16 protein-coding genes and 3 tRNA genes are annotated in these 16,564 nt (G+C 58.7%); 5 read left to right on the top strand and 14 right to left on the bottom strand.

Annotation, left to right across the window (positions count from 1 at the left end):
* Positions 1–51 precede the first annotated feature (51 nt).
* Together ACZ1HJ_RS15965 and ACZ1HJ_RS15970 are read right to left on the bottom strand one after the other, a co-directional pair.
* Positions 52–1,350, bottom strand: coding sequence for an N-acetylmuramoyl-L-alanine amidase (locus ACZ1HJ_RS15965; protein WP_472719637.1), 1,299 nt, complete (start codon positions 1,348–1,350; stop codon positions 52–54).
* 64 nt (positions 1,351–1,414) lie between these two features.
* Complete coding sequence (locus ACZ1HJ_RS15970) at positions 1,415–2,566, bottom strand: pyridoxal phosphate-dependent aminotransferase (protein ID WP_472719638.1); 1,152 nt, start codon at positions 2,564–2,566, stop codon at positions 1,415–1,417.
* Between the two features lie 60 nt (positions 2,567–2,626).
* On the opposite strand from ACZ1HJ_RS15970, the gene ACZ1HJ_RS15975 reads away from it, so the two are divergent.
* Positions 2,627–3,952, top strand: coding sequence for a M48 family metalloprotease (locus tag ACZ1HJ_RS15975; protein ID WP_472719639.1), 1,326 nt, complete (start codon positions 2,627–2,629; stop codon positions 3,950–3,952).
* A 4-nt stretch (positions 3,953–3,956) separates the two neighbouring features.
* The gene (locus ACZ1HJ_RS15980) at positions 3,957–4,706 is read left to right on the top strand and encodes a DsbA family protein (RefSeq protein ID WP_472719640.1); all 750 of its coding nucleotides are present in this window, start codon (positions 3,957–3,959) and stop codon (positions 4,704–4,706) included.
* 6 nt (positions 4,707–4,712) lie between these two features.
* Here ACZ1HJ_RS15980 and ispG read toward each other — a convergent pair whose 3' ends face one another.
* The 3 genes from ispG to hemA all read right to left on the bottom strand — a co-directional run bounded on the left by ispG (position 4,713) and on the right by hemA (position 8,515).
* Positions 4,713–5,840 (bottom strand): flavodoxin-dependent (E)-4-hydroxy-3-methylbut-2-enyl-diphosphate synthase, encoded by a 1,128-nt coding sequence (gene ispG, locus ACZ1HJ_RS15985; protein ID WP_472719641.1) that lies wholly within the window; start codon positions 5,838–5,840, stop codon positions 4,713–4,715.
* A gap of 77 nt (positions 5,841–5,917) precedes the next feature.
* Positions 5,918–7,177, bottom strand: a complete 1,260-nt coding sequence (locus tag ACZ1HJ_RS15990; RefSeq protein ID WP_472719642.1) for a helix-turn-helix domain-containing protein — start codon at positions 7,175–7,177, stop codon at positions 5,918–5,920.
* Positions 7,178–7,291: 114 nt separating this feature from the next.
* Entirely contained in the window at positions 7,292–8,515 is a 1,224-nt protein-coding gene (gene hemA / locus ACZ1HJ_RS15995; protein ID WP_472719643.1) for a 5-aminolevulinate synthase, read from the bottom strand.
* Positions 8,516–8,736: 221 nt separating this feature from the next.
* Between hemA and ACZ1HJ_RS16000 the strand changes: the two genes are divergently transcribed.
* Positions 8,737–10,113 carry a M20/M25/M40 family metallo-hydrolase gene (locus tag ACZ1HJ_RS16000; RefSeq protein ID WP_472719644.1) on the top strand — a complete coding sequence of 459 codons (1,377 nt, stop codon included), beginning with the start codon at positions 8,737–8,739 and terminating at the stop codon, positions 10,111–10,113.
* A 22-nt stretch (positions 10,114–10,135) separates the two neighbouring features.
* On the opposite strand, the gene ACZ1HJ_RS16005 is transcribed toward ACZ1HJ_RS16000, so the two are convergent.
* The gene (locus tag ACZ1HJ_RS16005) at positions 10,136–10,642 is read right to left on the bottom strand and encodes a hypothetical protein (RefSeq protein WP_472719645.1); all 507 of its coding nucleotides are present in this window, start codon (positions 10,640–10,642) and stop codon (positions 10,136–10,138) included.
* Between the two features lie 267 nt (positions 10,643–10,909).
* On the opposite strand from ACZ1HJ_RS16005, the gene ACZ1HJ_RS16010 reads away from it, so the two are divergent.
* A complete protein-coding gene (locus ACZ1HJ_RS16010; protein ID WP_472719646.1) occupies positions 10,910–11,425 on the top strand; it encodes a CBS domain-containing protein in 516 nt (171 codons plus the stop codon).
* An 83-nt stretch (positions 11,426–11,508) separates the two neighbouring features.
* Here ACZ1HJ_RS16010 and ACZ1HJ_RS16015 read toward each other — a convergent pair.
* From ACZ1HJ_RS16015 to ACZ1HJ_RS16025, 3 genes are all read right to left on the bottom strand, one after another.
* Positions 11,509–11,585 (bottom strand) — tRNA-Asp (locus ACZ1HJ_RS16015).
* 33 nt (positions 11,586–11,618) lie between these two features.
* A tRNA-Asp gene (locus ACZ1HJ_RS16020) sits at positions 11,619–11,695 on the bottom strand.
* Positions 11,696–11,831: 136 nt separating this feature from the next.
* On the bottom strand, positions 11,832–12,062 hold the full coding sequence (locus ACZ1HJ_RS16025) for a hypothetical protein (RefSeq protein ID WP_472719647.1): 231 nt from the start codon (positions 12,060–12,062) through the stop codon (positions 11,832–11,834).
* A 102-nt stretch (positions 12,063–12,164) separates the two neighbouring features.
* Between ACZ1HJ_RS16025 and ACZ1HJ_RS16030 the strand changes: the two genes are divergently transcribed.
* Entirely contained in the window at positions 12,165–12,893 is a 729-nt protein-coding gene (locus tag ACZ1HJ_RS16030) for a helix-turn-helix domain-containing protein (protein WP_472719648.1), read from the top strand.
* On the opposite strand, the gene ACZ1HJ_RS16035 is transcribed toward ACZ1HJ_RS16030, so the two are convergent.
* The 5 genes from ACZ1HJ_RS16035 to ACZ1HJ_RS16055 form a co-directional block, all read right to left on the bottom strand.
* The gene (locus ACZ1HJ_RS16035) at positions 12,876–13,562 is read right to left on the bottom strand and encodes a hypothetical protein (RefSeq protein WP_472719649.1); all 687 of its coding nucleotides are present in this window, start codon (positions 13,560–13,562) and stop codon (positions 12,876–12,878) included. The genes ACZ1HJ_RS16030 and ACZ1HJ_RS16035 overlap by 18 nt on opposite strands.
* Positions 13,563–13,803: 241 nt before the next feature.
* On the bottom strand, positions 13,804–15,216 hold the full coding sequence (locus tag ACZ1HJ_RS16040; protein ID WP_472719650.1) for an MATE family efflux transporter: 1,413 nt from the start codon (positions 15,214–15,216) through the stop codon (positions 13,804–13,806).
* A gap of 183 nt (positions 15,217–15,399) precedes the next feature.
* A tRNA-Val gene (locus ACZ1HJ_RS16045) sits at positions 15,400–15,475 on the bottom strand.
* A 55-nt stretch (positions 15,476–15,530) separates the two neighbouring features.
* Entirely contained in the window at positions 15,531–16,091 is a 561-nt protein-coding gene (locus tag ACZ1HJ_RS16050) for a histidine phosphatase family protein (protein WP_472719651.1), read from the bottom strand.
* Positions 16,092–16,182: 91 nt separating this feature from the next.
* A complete protein-coding gene (locus tag ACZ1HJ_RS16055; protein WP_472719652.1) occupies positions 16,183–16,563 on the bottom strand; it encodes an HU family DNA-binding protein in 381 nt (126 codons plus the stop codon).
* Position 16,564: the final 1 nt, after the last annotated feature.

Genomic DNA, 16,564 nt, shown 5'->3' on the forward strand with positions numbered 1-16,564 from the left:
GTCAAAACACATAAGGTTGCATCCTGCGCCGGTTTCCGCCCAAGCCCTTTGTCATTGCCGCACCAGATCGGCAGCTGCCGCATCGGCGATGGACCACGCTTTAAGCGCATCGGCGATGCCCTGCGCCAGATTACCCCGCCAGTTTGGGTCCTTCAGGTTTTCAAGGTCTTTCGGGCTGGACAGAAACCCCAGCTCCAACAAGACGGACGGGATATCAGGTGATTTCAGAACCGAAAATCCAGCGGCGCGAATGGGGTGCGAATTGACCCGTAAATCATATTCTCCGATCCCCAGAATAAGCGCCTCGGCCAACAGCGCCGAGCGCGGTTGCGTCTCCTGACGCGCCAGATCGATCAGCACATCGACCACCACATCATCTGCGCCACTCAGATCAACACCGGCCAGAATATCGGACCGGTCGTGCCGTTCGGCCAATGCGGCGCTGGCTTTGTCAGACGCGCTTTCGGATAGCACATAGGCCGTCACCCCGGTGGCCTGCCCCTCGGTCACCGCATCCGCGTGGAGCGAAATGAGCAGATCCCCGCCCGCCTGATGCGCAATTGCGACGCGCCGCTCCAGCGAAACGAAATGGTCTTCTTCGCGCGTCAGCACCACGTTAAAATCGCCCGAACGGATCAAGGTTTCCTTCAATTCGCGCGCAAAGCTCAACATCAGGTTTTTCTCGACCGCACCGCCTTTCTCCGCGCCAGGGTCAATCCCGCCATGGCCGGGATCCAGTACAACGGTCAGCGGGCCCTCTCCACGCGGGCGGGACAAAACAACGCCCGGCGTGCCATCTTGCGGGGTATCCCATCCCGGCACGTCGGGTGCACCGGCCTGCGCGGCAAAACTGGCATCGTCGCCCTGCCGCATCACAACCTCAAGCGTCGCCGCACCCGTGGCGTCGTCAATGCGCACATCCGCGCTTTCCATCAGGTATGGGCCTTCCAGATCAATGACCATGCGCGACCAGCCGGGGCGAAACCCGCCGACGCGTACATTGCTGACCCGCTCGCTCTGGTCCAGTTCGCGAGGGGCCATATCGCCCCAATCCACCTCACGAAAATCCAGCACCAGACGGCGCGGATCATCCAGCGTGAATGCCCGGTACGGCACGCCTTGCGACAGTCTGAGATCAACAAGAATACTGCGCCCGCCATCGGTGATGCCACTGCTTTCCACATCCAGACGGGCGAGGCCGCTGAACGCCTGCGCGGTGGCCTGCGCGACAGTCTGACCGGTGGTCTGGCCCGTCGTCTGCGCAGAGGTTTGAACGGAGGTCTGCAAGACCGCCACCAAGGCAACGCCACAGACCACAAGGGCCCTAAATGTCCTGATCATCCTGCTCATGCGCCGCTCTTCCGGTCGTGTTTGTGCCAGAATACACCACCGCCCGGGTCAATGCACTACCCGATCACACATGCCCTCGCGCCGCCATGAACCCGTGCAAGCGGCGCAATCCTTCTTCGATATCCGCCGTCGACCGGGCATAAGAAAACCGAATGGTCCCGCCCCCGCGCGCCGGATCGAAGTCCAGACCCGGCGTCACAGCCACGCCCGCCTCATCCAGAATTTCCGCGGCAAAGGCACGGCTGTCATCCGTCAGGTGGCTGACATCCGCATAAACGTAAAACGCGCCATCCGGCGGAGCGATCCGGTCAAACCCGGCCTTGGGCAACCCGTCCAGCATCAGCGCGCGATTAGCGCGGTACACGGCCATGTTCGCTTGCAATTCATCATCGCATTCCATGGCCGCAAGGGCCGCCACCTGGCTCGCATGGGGCGGGCAGATAAAGAGGTTTTGCGCCAGACGTTCGACCACCCGCACGTGATCCTCGGGCACCACCATCCAGCCGACACGCCACCCTGTCATGCTGAAATACTTGGAAAACGAATTGATCACATAGCATTGATCGCTGATTTCCAGTGCGCTGACCGCCTTGGCCTCATACTCAATACCATGGTAAATTTCGTCGCTGATGAAACTGGCCCCCTGTCCGGCAGCGGCCTCCATCAGAGCGCTCAGCGCCGCACGGTCCAGCATCGTGCCTGTGGGATTCGCGGGGCTGGCCACCATCAGCCCGTCCAGATTTTGCCCTGTCAGGTCAGACGGCACTGGTTGAAGGCGGTTTTCCGCCGCGGTCTCGATATCGACCGGCACCAGATCCAGCGCCTTGAGGATCTGCCGGTAGCTGGGATACCCCGGTGCGCCAATACCGACGCGCGCACCTGTGTCAAAAAGCGCGGTGAAGGCCAGAATGAACGCGCCGGACGACCCCGGTGTGACCACAACCCTTTCCGGTGAAAGGTCGATATCGTACCATTCCCCGTATAGTCGCGCGATCCGTGCCCGCAACGCCGGCAGGCCCAAGGCAACCGTGTATCCCATTGCATCCGCCCCCATGGCTTCTGCCAATGATTGGCGTGCGCCTTCGGGCGCGGGCGTGCCGGGTTGACCGACTTCCATATGGATAATGTGGCGCCCCGATGCCTCGGCCTGCCGCGCGGCTTCCATCACGTCCATCACGATAAAGGGATCGACCTGACTTCGCCTTGAGTTCCGCATGAATTTGTTCCTAACTGACGGTGATACGCCCTCTTTCACTTGGAAAGTACAGGACCGTCAATGCTCGTTCTTCGCCTGATCACGATCTTCGCCTTTTTGGCCTTCATTATCGCGACCCCGGCCCGCGCCCTGACATTGCTGCGGGACCCGGATATCGAATATGCGTTGAAACAACTGGCAACCCCCATTCTCAAGGCCGCAGGTCTCAGCGCATCGCGGATCGATGTGCTGGTGATTGATGACCGGCGGCTGAACGCCTTTGTGGTCGATAGCAACAACATCTTCATCCATTCCGGCCTGATCCTGAAAATGCAGAATGCTGCCATGCTGCAATCCGTGATTGCCCATGAGGCCGCCCATATCGCAAACGGTCACCTGATGCGCCGCCCTGTTGCCGCGCGCAACGCCCGCACGGCGGCCGGTCTGGGTGCCATTCTGGGTGCCGCCGCGGCGGTGGCCGCCGGTGGTGGCGAAGCCGCTGGTGCCGTGGCTCTGGGCGCACAAAACACCGCAAGACGGCTTTTTCTGGTGCATACACGGGCCGAAGAAAACTCGGCCGATAACAGTGCCGTGCGGTACATGGCGCGCGCCGGGATCGATCCGCAAGGCGCCGTGGACGTGATGAACATTTTCCGCGGTCAGGAAGCCCTCTCTGCCTCGCGCCAGGACCCTTATGCCCGGACACATCCGCTGTCCTCCGACCGGTTCCGGCTGGTCAAGCGGTTGGCCGATGGGTACAGCGGCAAGGCAAAACCCAACACATCGGCGGATTACTGGTTCATGCGGGCCAAGGGCAAACTTTCGGCCTTTCAACGCTCGCCGAAATGGACCCTGAACCGTGCCGGGGAAAGCGGTTACAGCGATATCAAACAGATGCGCCAGTCCATTGCGCACCACCGAAACTCCAATCTGAAACGCGCGCTCAAAGCCATCGATGGCGCCATTGCGGGACGTCCGAAAGACCCCTATCTGCATGAATTGCGCGGGCAGATCCTGATGGAAAGCCGACAGATCAATGCTGCCGTTGCGGCCTATGCACGTGCCACCAACTTGTCGCCCAAAAACGCGTTGATTCTGGGGGCCTATGGCCGCTCCCTGCTGGCGGCAGGCCAAACAAAAAAGGCGCAGAGCGTATTGGAGCAGGCCCGCGCCCGGGACGGACGGGATTCGCGCGTGATGCGGGATCTGGCCGCTGCACACGCCAAATTGGGCAACAAGGGCATGGCGTCTTTGGTCACTGCCGAACGCTATGCTATGGTGGGCCGCCTCAAGGACGCAGGCATCCACGCCAAACGTGCCTCCGATCTGTTGCCGCGCGGCTCGGGCGGTTGGCAACGCGCCCAGGATGTGCTTTCTGCATCCGAAGCCGCAAAGAGAAGGAAATGACACCATGATCCGCCCCTTGCTTTCATCGCTGGCATTGTCCGCCGCATTTGCCCTGCCCACCTCGGCGCTCGATCTGAACCAGATGAGCCCGGAAGAGCGTGAAATCTTCCGCGCCGAAATCCGCGCCTATCTGATGGAAAACCCTGAGGTGATCATGGAAGCGGTTGGCGTGCTGGAACAGCGTCAGGCCGATGCACAGGCACTGGGCGATGTCGAACTGGTGCGGGCCAATGCCGACGATATTTTCGAGGACGGCCATTCCTGGGTTGGCGGCAACCCCGAGGGCGATATCACATTGGTCGAATTCATGGACTACCGCTGCGGCTTCTGCCGTCGGGCCGTGGATGAGGTGCACACGTTACTGGAAAACGACAGCAATATCCGGTTCATCGTCAAGGAATTCCCGATTTTGGGCGAAGAAAGCATCATGGCATCGCGATTTGCCATCGCCACACAGCAACTCAACGGTCAGGACGCCTACAAAGCCGTTCATGACGCATTGATGGCCTATAACGGCGCCATCAGCGAACCGGCCCTGTCGCGCATTTCGGATACATTGGGCTATGACAGCGCCGCAATTCTCGAGCATATGGACAGTGATGCTGTAACCGAAGTTATCCAGAAAAATCATGAGCTTGGACAGCGTCTTTCAATCAGCGGCACGCCGTCATTTGTGATGGCAGACCAGATGTTGCGCGGCTATCTGCCCGCCGATGAAATGCAGATCATCGCCGACGATATCCGCACGCAGTAACGCGGTCTATTCGGCGGCCTGTGCCGCCGTTTCCGCATCGATTTCCGCAGCGCGTTTTTCGACCTGTTCGACGATGTGATCGACCATCTGGTCGTTGGACATCTTGTGACTTTGCTTGCCCGCCAGATAGACCATCCCGCTGCCTGCACCACCACCGGTAAAACCGACATCGGTCATCAGCGCCTCACCGGGGCCATTGACCACACAGCCGATGATACTGAGTGACATCGGCGTCTTGATATGCTCCAACCGCTTTTCAAGCTCTTCCACGGTCTTGATCACGTTGAACCCCTGCCGCGCACAGCTGGGGCAGCTGATGATATTGACGCCGCGATGGCGCAAGCCAAGGGATTTGAGCATCTCATAGCCCACTTTGACCTCTTCCACCGGATCGGCGCTGAGTGACACGCGCAGTGTATCCCCGATGCCCATCCAGAGCAGATTGCCCATGCCAATGGCGGATTTGATCGTACCGGACATCAACCCGCCGGCTTCGGTAATACCCAGATGGATGGGCGCGTCCGTCGCTTCGGCCAGTTGCTGATATGCGGCTGCGGCCATGAACACGTCACTGGCCTTCACGCTGATCTTGAATTCGTGGAAGTCATTGTCCTGCAGGATGCGCATATGCTCGAGGCCCGACTCGACCATCGCATCCGGACACGGCTCACCGTATTTGTCCAGCAGATGCTTTTCCAGCGAACCGGCATTCACGCCAATCCGCATCGAACAGCCATGATCGCGCGCCGCCGCGATCACCTCGCGCACGCGGTCTTCGGATCCGATATTACCCGGATTGATCCGCAGGCAGGCCGCACCCGCCTCGGCCGCCTCGATCCCGCGTTTGTAGTGGAAATGGATATCCGCCACGATCGGCACAGGGCTTTCACGCACGATATCCTTGAGGGCTTTGGCACTGTCTTCATCGGGCACCGAGATGCGCACGATATCCGCGCCCACATCCGCTGCCGCCTGCACCTGTGCCACAGTGGCGGCCACATCACGGGTATCGGTGTTGGTCATGGTCTGGACCGAAATCGGTGCGCCGCCGCCTACTGGGACGTTGCCCACCATGATCTGGCGGCTTTCCCGGCGGTAGATGTTACGCCACGGTCGGATATGGTTGAGCGACATCGCACATGCCCCGTCATTTCAGCATTTGTCAGAACGTACGATACTGTGAGTGCGGCTGACCCGCAATGCGCGATGCGTTACTCTTGCACCGAGACCGGCAGCGCCTGCAACTCGGCCACATAGCGCGACAGGTCCTGATCGCGGCTCATATCCGCCAGCTTCAGCGCGTCCACCAGCATTTCCGCGTCCAGAGGCAGGCCGGAGGTGACAGACCCCCCTTCACCCACAGGGCCATAGTGCTGACCGTTGACCGAGAAATAAATTGCACCGGATTCGCCCGCCCGCAGTGTTGGTGGCTCTTCGGTGGTGGGCACATCGTAGCTGTCGCCCGCGTTCAGAATACCCTCAAAGATCACACTGCCATCAGCCGCGCGAACACGGACCCATGCGGGACGGACGGCAACCATGCGCACACCCGGCACCGGACCCGCGACAACTTGGGGGCTGGTGTTTTCTGCGACGTCTTGCGGCGTAACAACCTCAACTTCAGTATCGAACGGCGAGCCATAGCCACCAGCCATGCTGATGCGTTTGTCGGTTTCCGGCAAATCGGGGCGCAGCGTGCCCACTTCTGCCGGGTTCAGCGTGGAAATCGGCGCATCACGTGCCACCAGCACGGGAACATCCAATGCTTCGGGGCGGTAGAGACGGTCCAGACGGTCATCCGATGGCGGCTGGAACACGCCGCCATCCGCAACGGCGACGTCTTCGCCCTCGGATGCGGTGACAACGCCCGCAAGCGGATCGAGGTCAGACAGAACATCGGGTGTGTTTTCGACCGGTGCGAATTGCACGCGCTGGACTTCGTTCAGAACACTCCACCCGCCATAGCCAATGCCGCCGATCAGGGCGACAAGCACCATCGCGGAGCCAATCGCGCCCGGTTCGATCTGAGAAAAGAACCCCTCGGATGCGGGCACAAACGGTGTGGTGGGTGACATCAGCGGATCGCCGGAGGACGCCTTGTCGCGGCGCACGGGATCACTGGCTTTTCGAATGGTCGACGCTTCGGCCGACATGCCATGCGCGGTGGAAAATCCGCTTTCATCGCAAAATGCCTTGAACGCCTCATCCGGGTCCATGCCCAGATAGCGGGCATAGGAGCGGACGTAGCCGGGGATAAAGCCCGGCGTATCAAACGCGTCCGGATCGGAATTTTCGATGGCGGAAATGTAATTGGCTTTGATGCGGAGCTCGCGCTCAACGTCCAGAAGCGACTTGCCCATCGTAGCACGTTCACCACGCATCGTGTCGCCCAGACGAAGGTCAAAAGCATCGAAGCCACGGGCCTCGACCTCTTGTTTTTCCTCAGTACGCGACGAACGACGCCGTATCATGAACGCTGCCTCTTTAAGACCTGACTGCCCCGTGCCCGAATTTGCCGATTCGAGCTGCGCCTCTTTCTTCAGGTTAAGCTACCACATCGCAAGTATATTTGCACGTGGCTCTAACTAACCCGTTAATTCGGCACGATTTAGCGCACAATGCGACCAAAGTTCGTCCATTGCTTGGACAAGGCGATTTATCTCATCCGAGCCATGCACCGGAGACGGTGTAAACCGCAGGCGTTCTGTCCCCCGAGGGACGGTCGGGAAATTGATCGGTTGGGCGTAAATCCCATAGCGCTCCAACAGCATGTCACTGAGGATTTTCGTGTGCACCGGATCGCCTACGATCACCGGCACGATATGGCTGCCATGATCGATCAGCGGCAACCCAAGCCCCTTGAGCCGGGTCTTGAGAATTTTGGCCTGAGTCTGGTGGGCCTCGCGCAGGGCCGTATCACGCTTGAGATGCGCCACACTTGCCGCGGCACCCGCCGCAACCGCGGGCGGCAGGGAAGTGGTGAAGATAAAGCCGGGCGCATAGGACCGCACCGCATCGCACATCTTGGTCGACGCGGCGATATAGCCGCCCATCACGCCAAAGGCCTTGGCCAGCGTCCCGTTGATAATGTCCAGACGGTGCATCAGGCGGTCGCGCTCGGCCACACCCGCACCGCGGGGGCCGTACATGCCCACGGCGTGCACTTCGTCAATATAGGTCAGCGCGCCGAATTCATCCGCCAGATCGCAGATCGCCTCGATCGGGCCAAAATCTCCATCCATCGAATAAACGGATTCGAATGCAATCACCTTGGGCGCATCCGGGTCATCCGCCGCCATCAGCTCGCGCAGATGGTCGACATCATTGTGCCGGAAGATGCGCTTGGCCCCACCGTTGCGGCGCACACCTTCGATCATCGAGGCATGGTTCAATGCGTCAGAATAGATAATCAGGCCGGGAAAGAGCTTGGGCAACGTGCTGAGCGTGGCATCATTGGCGATATAGGCACTGGTAAAGAGCAGTGCTGCTTCCTTGCCATGAAGATCGGCCAGTTCGGCCTCGAGCCGCTTATGATAGATCGTGGTGCCGGAGATATTGCGCGTGCCACCGCTGCCCGCACCGGTCGCATCCAGCGCTTCGTGCATGGCCTGAAGCACAACCGGGTGCTGCCCCATGCCAAGGTAATCATTGCCGCACCACACGGTGATCGGCTGCTCGGTGCCATCGGGGCGACGCCATGTTGCGTGCGGAAACTGACCCTTGGCGCGTTCGATATCGATAAAGGTCCGGTACCGGCCTTCTTCGTGCAAACGATCCAATGCGGCGTCCAACTTCGCGGAATAGTCCACAGGCATCCCCTTCTTTGTCGTCAACGTCTTGGGCCAAAACCCAAAAACGCCACTTTACTAGCCCAGAGCAGCGGTGATGGATAGTTATATAAACCTTACCTTTTCGGCAATAGTTACAAAATGTCGCTGGCCGGACCGGGAACAGGGATCAAGTGGCTGGACAGTGCGGCGGCGCCTGATACCTTCGCCTTCGAAAACGCAAGCAAAACAGGTCGTCGCCCATGTCTCTTTCCGCCGTTCTAACCCGCATCGATGATCAGCTGCCCGAGGCACTGGAGCGTCTGATGGGCCTCTTGCGCATCCAGTCGATTTCCACCGATCCCGCGTTTGCCCAACCCTGTCAGGACGCAGCAGATTGGTTGGTATCCGACCTTCAAAGCATTGGAATTGATGCCAAAAAACGCGACACGCCGGGTCATCCGATGGTTGTCGGCCATATCGATGGGCCCGGCCCTCACCTGCTGTTTTACGGACACTATGATGTGCAACCGGTTGACCCGCTGAACCTGTGGAACTCCGATCCGTTTGATCCCAAACTGGAAGACACGCCCAATGGTCAGGTCATTCGCGGACGCGGCTCCTCCGATGACAAAGGCCAGCTGATGACCTTTGTCGAGGCTTGCCGCGCCTATAAGGACATCAATGGCGCGCTACCATGTCGCATCACCTTTTTCTTTGAGGGTGAGGAGGAAAGCGGCTCGCCGTCGCTGATCCCCTTCATGGAGGAAAACGCGGATGAGCTGCGCGCAGATATCGCGCTGATCTGCGACACGTCGATGGTTGCGCCGGGTGTGCCTTCCATCGCGTCACAGCTGCGCGGGATGCTCAAGGATGAATTCACCGTTCACGGCCCAAGGATTGACCTCCATTCCGGCCATTACGGCGGGCCGGGTCTGAACCCCTTGCGGGAAATGTCGCGGATCATCGCGTCGCTCCATGACGACCAGGGCCGCGTGGCCGTCGATGGGTTCTACGCCGGCGTGCATGAGGTACCTGCCGAACTCCTGCGCCAGTGGGAAAACTCGGGCTTTGACGAACAGGAATACCTCAATTCCGTCGGCTATACCCAACCGCATGGCGAAAAAGAATATCCCACGCTGGTGCAACAATGGGCGCGGCCCACGCTGGAGATCAACGGCATCTGGGGCGGTTATCAGGGCGCGGGCAGCAAAACCGTGATCCCCGCCGAAGCGCATTGCAAGCTGACCTGCCGACTGGTGGGTGACATGGACCCTGATGACCTGCGCAACAAGGTGCGGGCGCATGTCGAGGCGCAGCTTTCACCCGATGCGCGCGTCACATGGGACAACAACCTTGAGGGCTCCCCCGCCGCGGTGATGAATATTGATCGTCCGGAATTTGAGAAGGCCCGTCAGGCGCTTAGCGATGAATGGAACCGCGAGGCGGTGTTCTGTGGCATGGGCGGATCGATCCCGATTGCAGGGTTTTTCAAGGAAATCCTGGGGCTCGATTCCATGTTGATCGGGTTTGCCAATGATGACGACGCCATCCATTCCCCGAATGAGAAATACAATGTCGAGAGTTTTCACAAGGGCATGCGCAGTTGGGCGCGGGTGCTGGATGCATTAAGCGGTTGATCTGCTCCGGCGGCCCGTGGCGTCAGTATTGCAGCTGCGCCACCTGAGCCATTTGCGCCATCATCGTGTCCGAGAACTGCACCGGTTCAAACCCGATGGCAAAGCCCAACACCATACCGATGGCCAAGGGCAAGCGCCCCGGTTCCTTGAGCACACGAAATGCCGCGCGCTGCAGTTTGAACGCAAAAAACAGCATCACAAACACGATCGCGCCCGCAATTCCCAACATGGTGTATTGGCTGAACTCCGCCAAAACAGGCGTGGCATCCACCAGCGACTGAATGGTATCCATCTCGCTCATCACAAGAAAGCAGGTGAACATCAGCGTAAAGCCCGCGACAAAGCGCAATGGCACTTCGGTCCCGAAACGACGGGCCTTCCGGGCCGCTTTGCGCGTTTTTGAGACACCACCCTTGGTTTCCATCTCGCGCTGTTCGTCCGAGATACCCGCAAGCATACGGTCTTTGAGCGGCGTATCCTGCGTCCGTTCAATCCGTTCCAATCGTTCTGCAAAACTGGCTTGTGTCATTACGCCCTCACGTTTCTTGCCCTCGTGAATGCATCTGAAATCTGACTACAATTTGGCGGCCCAACGGAGAAAGTTGGGAACCTGCGTGGCGTCTATATGCCCGCGCGTGTCCATCCGGAACTTGGTCGAAAACCTGCAACCCTTGCGTGAAATGGCGTTCTGAGGCAAGTTTGCTGGGTTCCGAGTGCCCGGGGAGGCATCGTATTCGGACCCAATTATACCTTTGTACTGCTCGGATCGACCTGCAATAAAAAGGATAAATTACAAATGCTTATTAAAGATCGCCTTGCATCACAACCCAAGGCAGAACCCTTCACGGTCACCGCAGATCAATTGGTTTCGGACGCCGTGGCACACATGTCTGAAATGAACTACGGCGCCGCCATTGTTGCCGATGCGGACAAGAAAGTGGTCGGTATTCTGACCGAGCGGGACATCATGAAACGCCTGGTCAACAAAGGCATGAGTGCCACGGACACCAAAGTCGAAGACATCATGACCCGTGACCCAAGCGTGGCGCGTGACACCGACGAGATAGAGATGTGGATGAAAAACATGAGCCAGAACCGGTTCCGCCGCGTGCCCGTTGTCGATGACGAAAACCGCATTCAGGCCGTGCTGACCCAAACTGACCTCATGGCCTATTCCTGGCCGTTGATCCTGTCGCAGACCAAGGAAATCGCCGAACGGGACGCGCGCAAGAATTTCTATGTGCTTTTGATTGGCGGCGGTCTTTTGGTCTATGCGGTTGCGATGATCCTGCTGATGAAAGTGATCTGGTAGGACCGACCTCGGCGCAAACCTGCCACCACAACACCGGCCTTGCCGTATCGCCACCACGTGGCCCATGTCGATATGTGGAAAAGTGGCGCGGTTGACGGGGCTCGAACCCGCGACCCCCGGCGTGACAGGCCGGTACTCTAACCAACTGAGCTACAACCGCGCTGGCGCTTTCGGGGATCGTTCAGGGCAGTGGTGGCGCGGTTGACGGGGCTCGAACCCGCGACCCCCGGCGTGACAGGCCGGTACTCTAACCAACTGAGCTACAACCGCTCACTGCCCGCCCGATCCTTTGGGCGTGGATGCCGTATTATGCCGGGCCACCCGCCCCGTCAAGCGGGTGTACCGTGAATTTTGGGCTTTCTTTGCAGCACTTGCGCGCCAAGTCGCATATCGCGTCCCGACCGGATCAGTTCAGATCGGCAAATACATCCCGCATCAGGCGCAATCCGCCCATCCGGTCAAAGAGATTGAGAAGCTCAGCCTTGCAGTCATTGTTGTCACTGTCGATGGCCCATTCCAGGACCATAACCGCTTCTGCGGGCCGCAACTGGGCCTCCGCATCGGCCTCCATTTTCTGACGAATGGCGGCAAGAAGCGCCTGCTTCCTACCGCCATTCCGCGCCAATTCACTCGCCATAGTCTTTCCACTTTAACTTGCGCGTTATGTCATTTTATTTGACTTATTCGTGTGTATGTCAATATAAGTTACCGACTATCCGGAATTTAGGACTACGTACCAGTGATCGACTTTCATGAACGGCTTAAAACGCTGATCAAAAATTCTGACTATGATTACAAAAGCTTATCTCTCGAGATTGGCCAAGGGGAGAGGTATATCTCAAACCTGCTGTCCACAAAAAGCGATCCGGGCTTCACAAGCGTGATTAAAATCTGTGCCTCTTTAGGGGTAACGCCCAATCAGATTGCCGGTTTGAACGATCAACTCAGCCTTGTGAACAACGACATCGACAATCGAATCGTCTCGGCCCATGCCGAACGCATACTGACCTCGGTCACCCGCGAGGCTCACCGCACGCTGACCAAACGCGGCACCGGCCCGCTGATTGACGACGTATTGACCTGGTGGCACCAACAACACGGGATGCTCAGCAACTTTGACCGTTTGTCCGAACATGTGGACCTGTACCATGCACCCGATTCCGATGCGGAATTGCCGCAGCCCTATATGGTCGGCGAAAAAAGCCTCGCGCGGGTTTCCTTTGGCGTGAAGTCGGCAGAACATCTGGGCCAGCTCTTCGAGACATTCGAACACAGCCTGACGGAAAAGGTTACGATGGCACATGTGGAGACCAGCAAAGGCGATCCGCAGCTCTCGGTTCAGGAGATCGAGGTGAACCTGCCCAATCACAGCTTCCCGTTGCGGTTCAACTACAAGCGCCTGCTGCTGCCGGTCGAAGACATGCAAGGCAACCGCTACATTCTGAACTATTCACAAGCTCTCGAGTGATCCAGCGTAATGGGCCATCATATGGCTCAGGTTCTCGGCCGATACCGCCACCAGCCATTCGGAACTGCCCCGCCCTGCGGGTGCCGGCTCTGACCACCGCGCCACGCCGGGGATCTGTATGGCGAACCCGTAATTCGTGGCAAAGCCCAGTTTGACATCCCGGTCCCGCATCATCGCGTAGGTCCAGTCGACCGTCCATTTCGTGGCTATGGTCGTATGCAACAGCATCATGAAATAGCGCAGCTTCTGGCGGGATCCGCGAAACCCCGGCCGCATGAACAACTCCCCGATATAGGCCATGCGCCCGTGAAAATTGGGCGGCACCGCGTCGGTGAAACTGATCACCGCATCTGTCCGTTGCTGGGGGTAATGGCGGCGCATGGTGCGGATCATGTAATCGCCCATTTTCTCACGCCCGACATCATCATACCGCACCGCGACCGAGGCTGAATATTCGCCATCCTCGCGCATAAAGAGCCAAAAGCCGCTTTCTTCGGTGAAGTCGTTAAAGTCGCTCGACAGTTTCGCCGTCAGACCGGGTTTGCCCATGTCTTCGGTCAGTTCCTTGGCATAGGCGAAATCCGTGATCATCTCGACGGTCACGCCGATCTCAGCCAGCGCTCCAAGACACTCTCCGCCGACCGTTATCAAGTCCAACGCGTTCTTCATTGTCCCACCATAGTTCCTGCCTGCTCAAAGCCCCTGTTTTTTCTTATGGGGGCACAGTCTTGTGGTTTTTTATTCAGCGCCATCTAGATGTGGCCTTACCCATCCTTGAAACCACGCGTTAGGGCTCTGGGGCAAGCTGGAAATGGATGAATTCAGCGGTTTTTTTGCCACACCACACGCATAGATAGAATCGCAAGGCAAAAATGCCGACCCAAAGGCGATTGTACCTCGTTTCGGCGTGTCAGAGCTGCATTGAATCGCCTTGATGCAGGCTCTCTTGTTCAAGGCTGAGTTTGTAGTCTTTTTGCTGCCGACGGAGCTGCGCCTGCTCGGCAAATGGCCGCAACCGGACAGTGATCACAAAGGAGATGATCGCAAACACCACCGCGCCCAGCAAGAACCCATAGGCCACGCCCCAAACACCCATGAAATACTCTCCAACCGCGACGAACGGCAGAATACCAAACGTGTTGCGCGCCCAGTTCAACACCGGCGAATAGTTCGGGAAGCCTAGATTGTTGAACGCCGCATTGGAGATGAAGATCGAGCCGTTGAAAAACGAAATCGTGGCCAGCGGACCGCAGTAGAAATAGAGAATTTCGCGGGTCAGCCCTTCTGCGCCGAAGGCATCCGCAATGGGTGAGCGGAAAAGGTAAAGAAGCAGCGTCACTCCAACCACATAAATCGCCAAGAACTTCAGCGCATCGAAATAGGCCGATCTGGCGCGATCCGCCTTCCCTGCCCCGAAGTTCTGGCCGATGATAGGCCCGATGGATCCACAAAGCGCGTTCACCACCGAAAACACCACCGGGGCCAGACGGCCAATCACCGCCAGTCCCGCCACCGCTTCGGGACCGAACTTGGCGATGTAGCGCATGATGATCGCCTGACCGACCGGTGCCGCGATCGACGAAAAGACTGCAGGCACGGCAAAGCGCAGAATTGCAGGGCCATCCCCGCGCAGATGCGGCCATCCGATACGGGTAAAGCCCTGCCGCATGATTCCCGCCGCGTAAAGCGCCAGCACCAACGTGGCCGCCCGTGCCATCACCGTGGCCGCCGCGGCACCTTCCAACCCCAGACCAAAGCCAAAGATCAAAATGGGATCCATCACCAGATTGACCAAGGCGCCAAATAGCGACGGGTACATCGACCATTTGGCCACCCCGCGCGACCGCAACACCGCAATCGCCGTCATCGACACGCCGGAAAAGCACGTGGCCGGCAGAATGATCACCAGATAGCTTTGGGCCATCTCGGAGACATCACCTTGCGCCCCGATGAGCCCAAGGAGTTGCGGCAGATAGGGGATCATCATGAGCGGCACAATCAAACCGACCCCGACGGCCACCAAGGCCGCAACGCTGGCAATTTCGCGGGCGCGATCCTTGCGGTTTTCACCGATGGCCTGCGCTACCAGCGCTCCGGAGGCGATGGAGAGGCCCAGATTGATCGTGCTGACGAAAAACAGGACGGTGCTGCCATAACCGGCCGCCGCCGCCATTTCCTTGTGACCGAGCATCGAGATGAAAAGAATGTCGAAAAGGTCGACCACATAAATGGCCATGATGCCCACGCTCGATGTCAAAGACATCACCGCAACGTGGCGCATCAGACTGCCGTCTGTGAATTGCCGCTCCGTCCCCTCGGTCACGGTATGTCCCCAATTTTTTCATTTCTTTATAAGGCACTACGTGTGCCAAAATAACTCTGTCACAATGGCGCGCATTCTAGGACGGCGCGGTCATAAGTCTACTTCGAAATCACCAAGGGATCCGTTGCGCAAACAACGCAGAGTTGCCGATTGACCGTTTAAAAAAGCGATGGGACGGGAATATGGTGGGTGATGAGAGACTCGAACTCCCGACATCTTCGGTGTAAACGAAGCGCTCTACCAACTGAGCTAATCACCCGACCGGCGCTTATTGCCCCAGATTGCGAAGGCGTGCAACCCCTTCTGGCACCCGTCTAGTCCAGAATTTTTTCGATGCCGTTTTCCAGCACATAGATGCAGCCCTGGCGATTGCTCAACGCTTTCATCTCCGCGGCGTCCAACCCACAGACCTGCGCGCGCAGGACCTTGCCCAGAATGCCATGCGACACAATAATGCTGGGCCCGGTCAGAGCATCGAGGAAACTGCGCACCCGGTCCTCAAGCGCGGCCATACCTTCGCCGCCGGGTGCCGACACGTAGACATCGATATCCGCACCGTGCGGGGCCACATCGGCACGCAACTCGCCCTCCCATTCGCCGGTGTTGATTTCGGCCAACCGGTCGTCAACCTCGTAGTCGCATCCGCCAAGGGCAATCTGCGCCGTGTCCTGCGCCCGCCCTTGCGGCGACACGTAGATGCCACCGGGGCCGCGTTGAACGTCGTCCAGATAGGGCGCAATCAAGCCCGCCTGCGCCTGTGCATCCGCCCGGCCCTGCGCGGTCAGATCGGAGTTCAAACGCCCCTGAATACGACCAACGGCATTCCATTCGGTCTGCCCGTGGCGCAAAAACCAGATTTTGGGATAGGCCGCCATGACAGACACCTCACCGAAAAGAAATGGATGAAAACTGGGTGATACCCGAGCGGCGCATTGTGGCACCGCCTGACGTCAAGCGACGCGCCGGCTATTCTGCCGCGTCAGGAAGCGTGTCTTTGCCCGGCGCGGGCTTGGTGCCAAAGGACCGGTTTTGCCGGATCTTGGCGACAACGACACGCGCCGACGTGGTTTCCTTGGTGCGGTTGTATTTCACCTTGCCCATTGGCTGCAGGTTCAATTCGCGCCCCTTGGCAACGGTTTCGCCCAACACTTCCAACATCGCTTCAATTACCGGCTTGGCGTATTTCTTTTTGACATCACTGCGTTCGACAACCAGATCAATCAACTCGGATTTTTTCAGCTCTGCCGTCGCCGGGTTGGGGGCATCGGCCGCTGTCGTAGCTGCGGCGGGTGCGGGAATTTTACTGGTGCTGGGCTTGGTGCCCTTCGCGGCGGCGACCTGAGCCACT

The organism is Roseovarius sp. JB2-10, assembly GCF_055693585.1.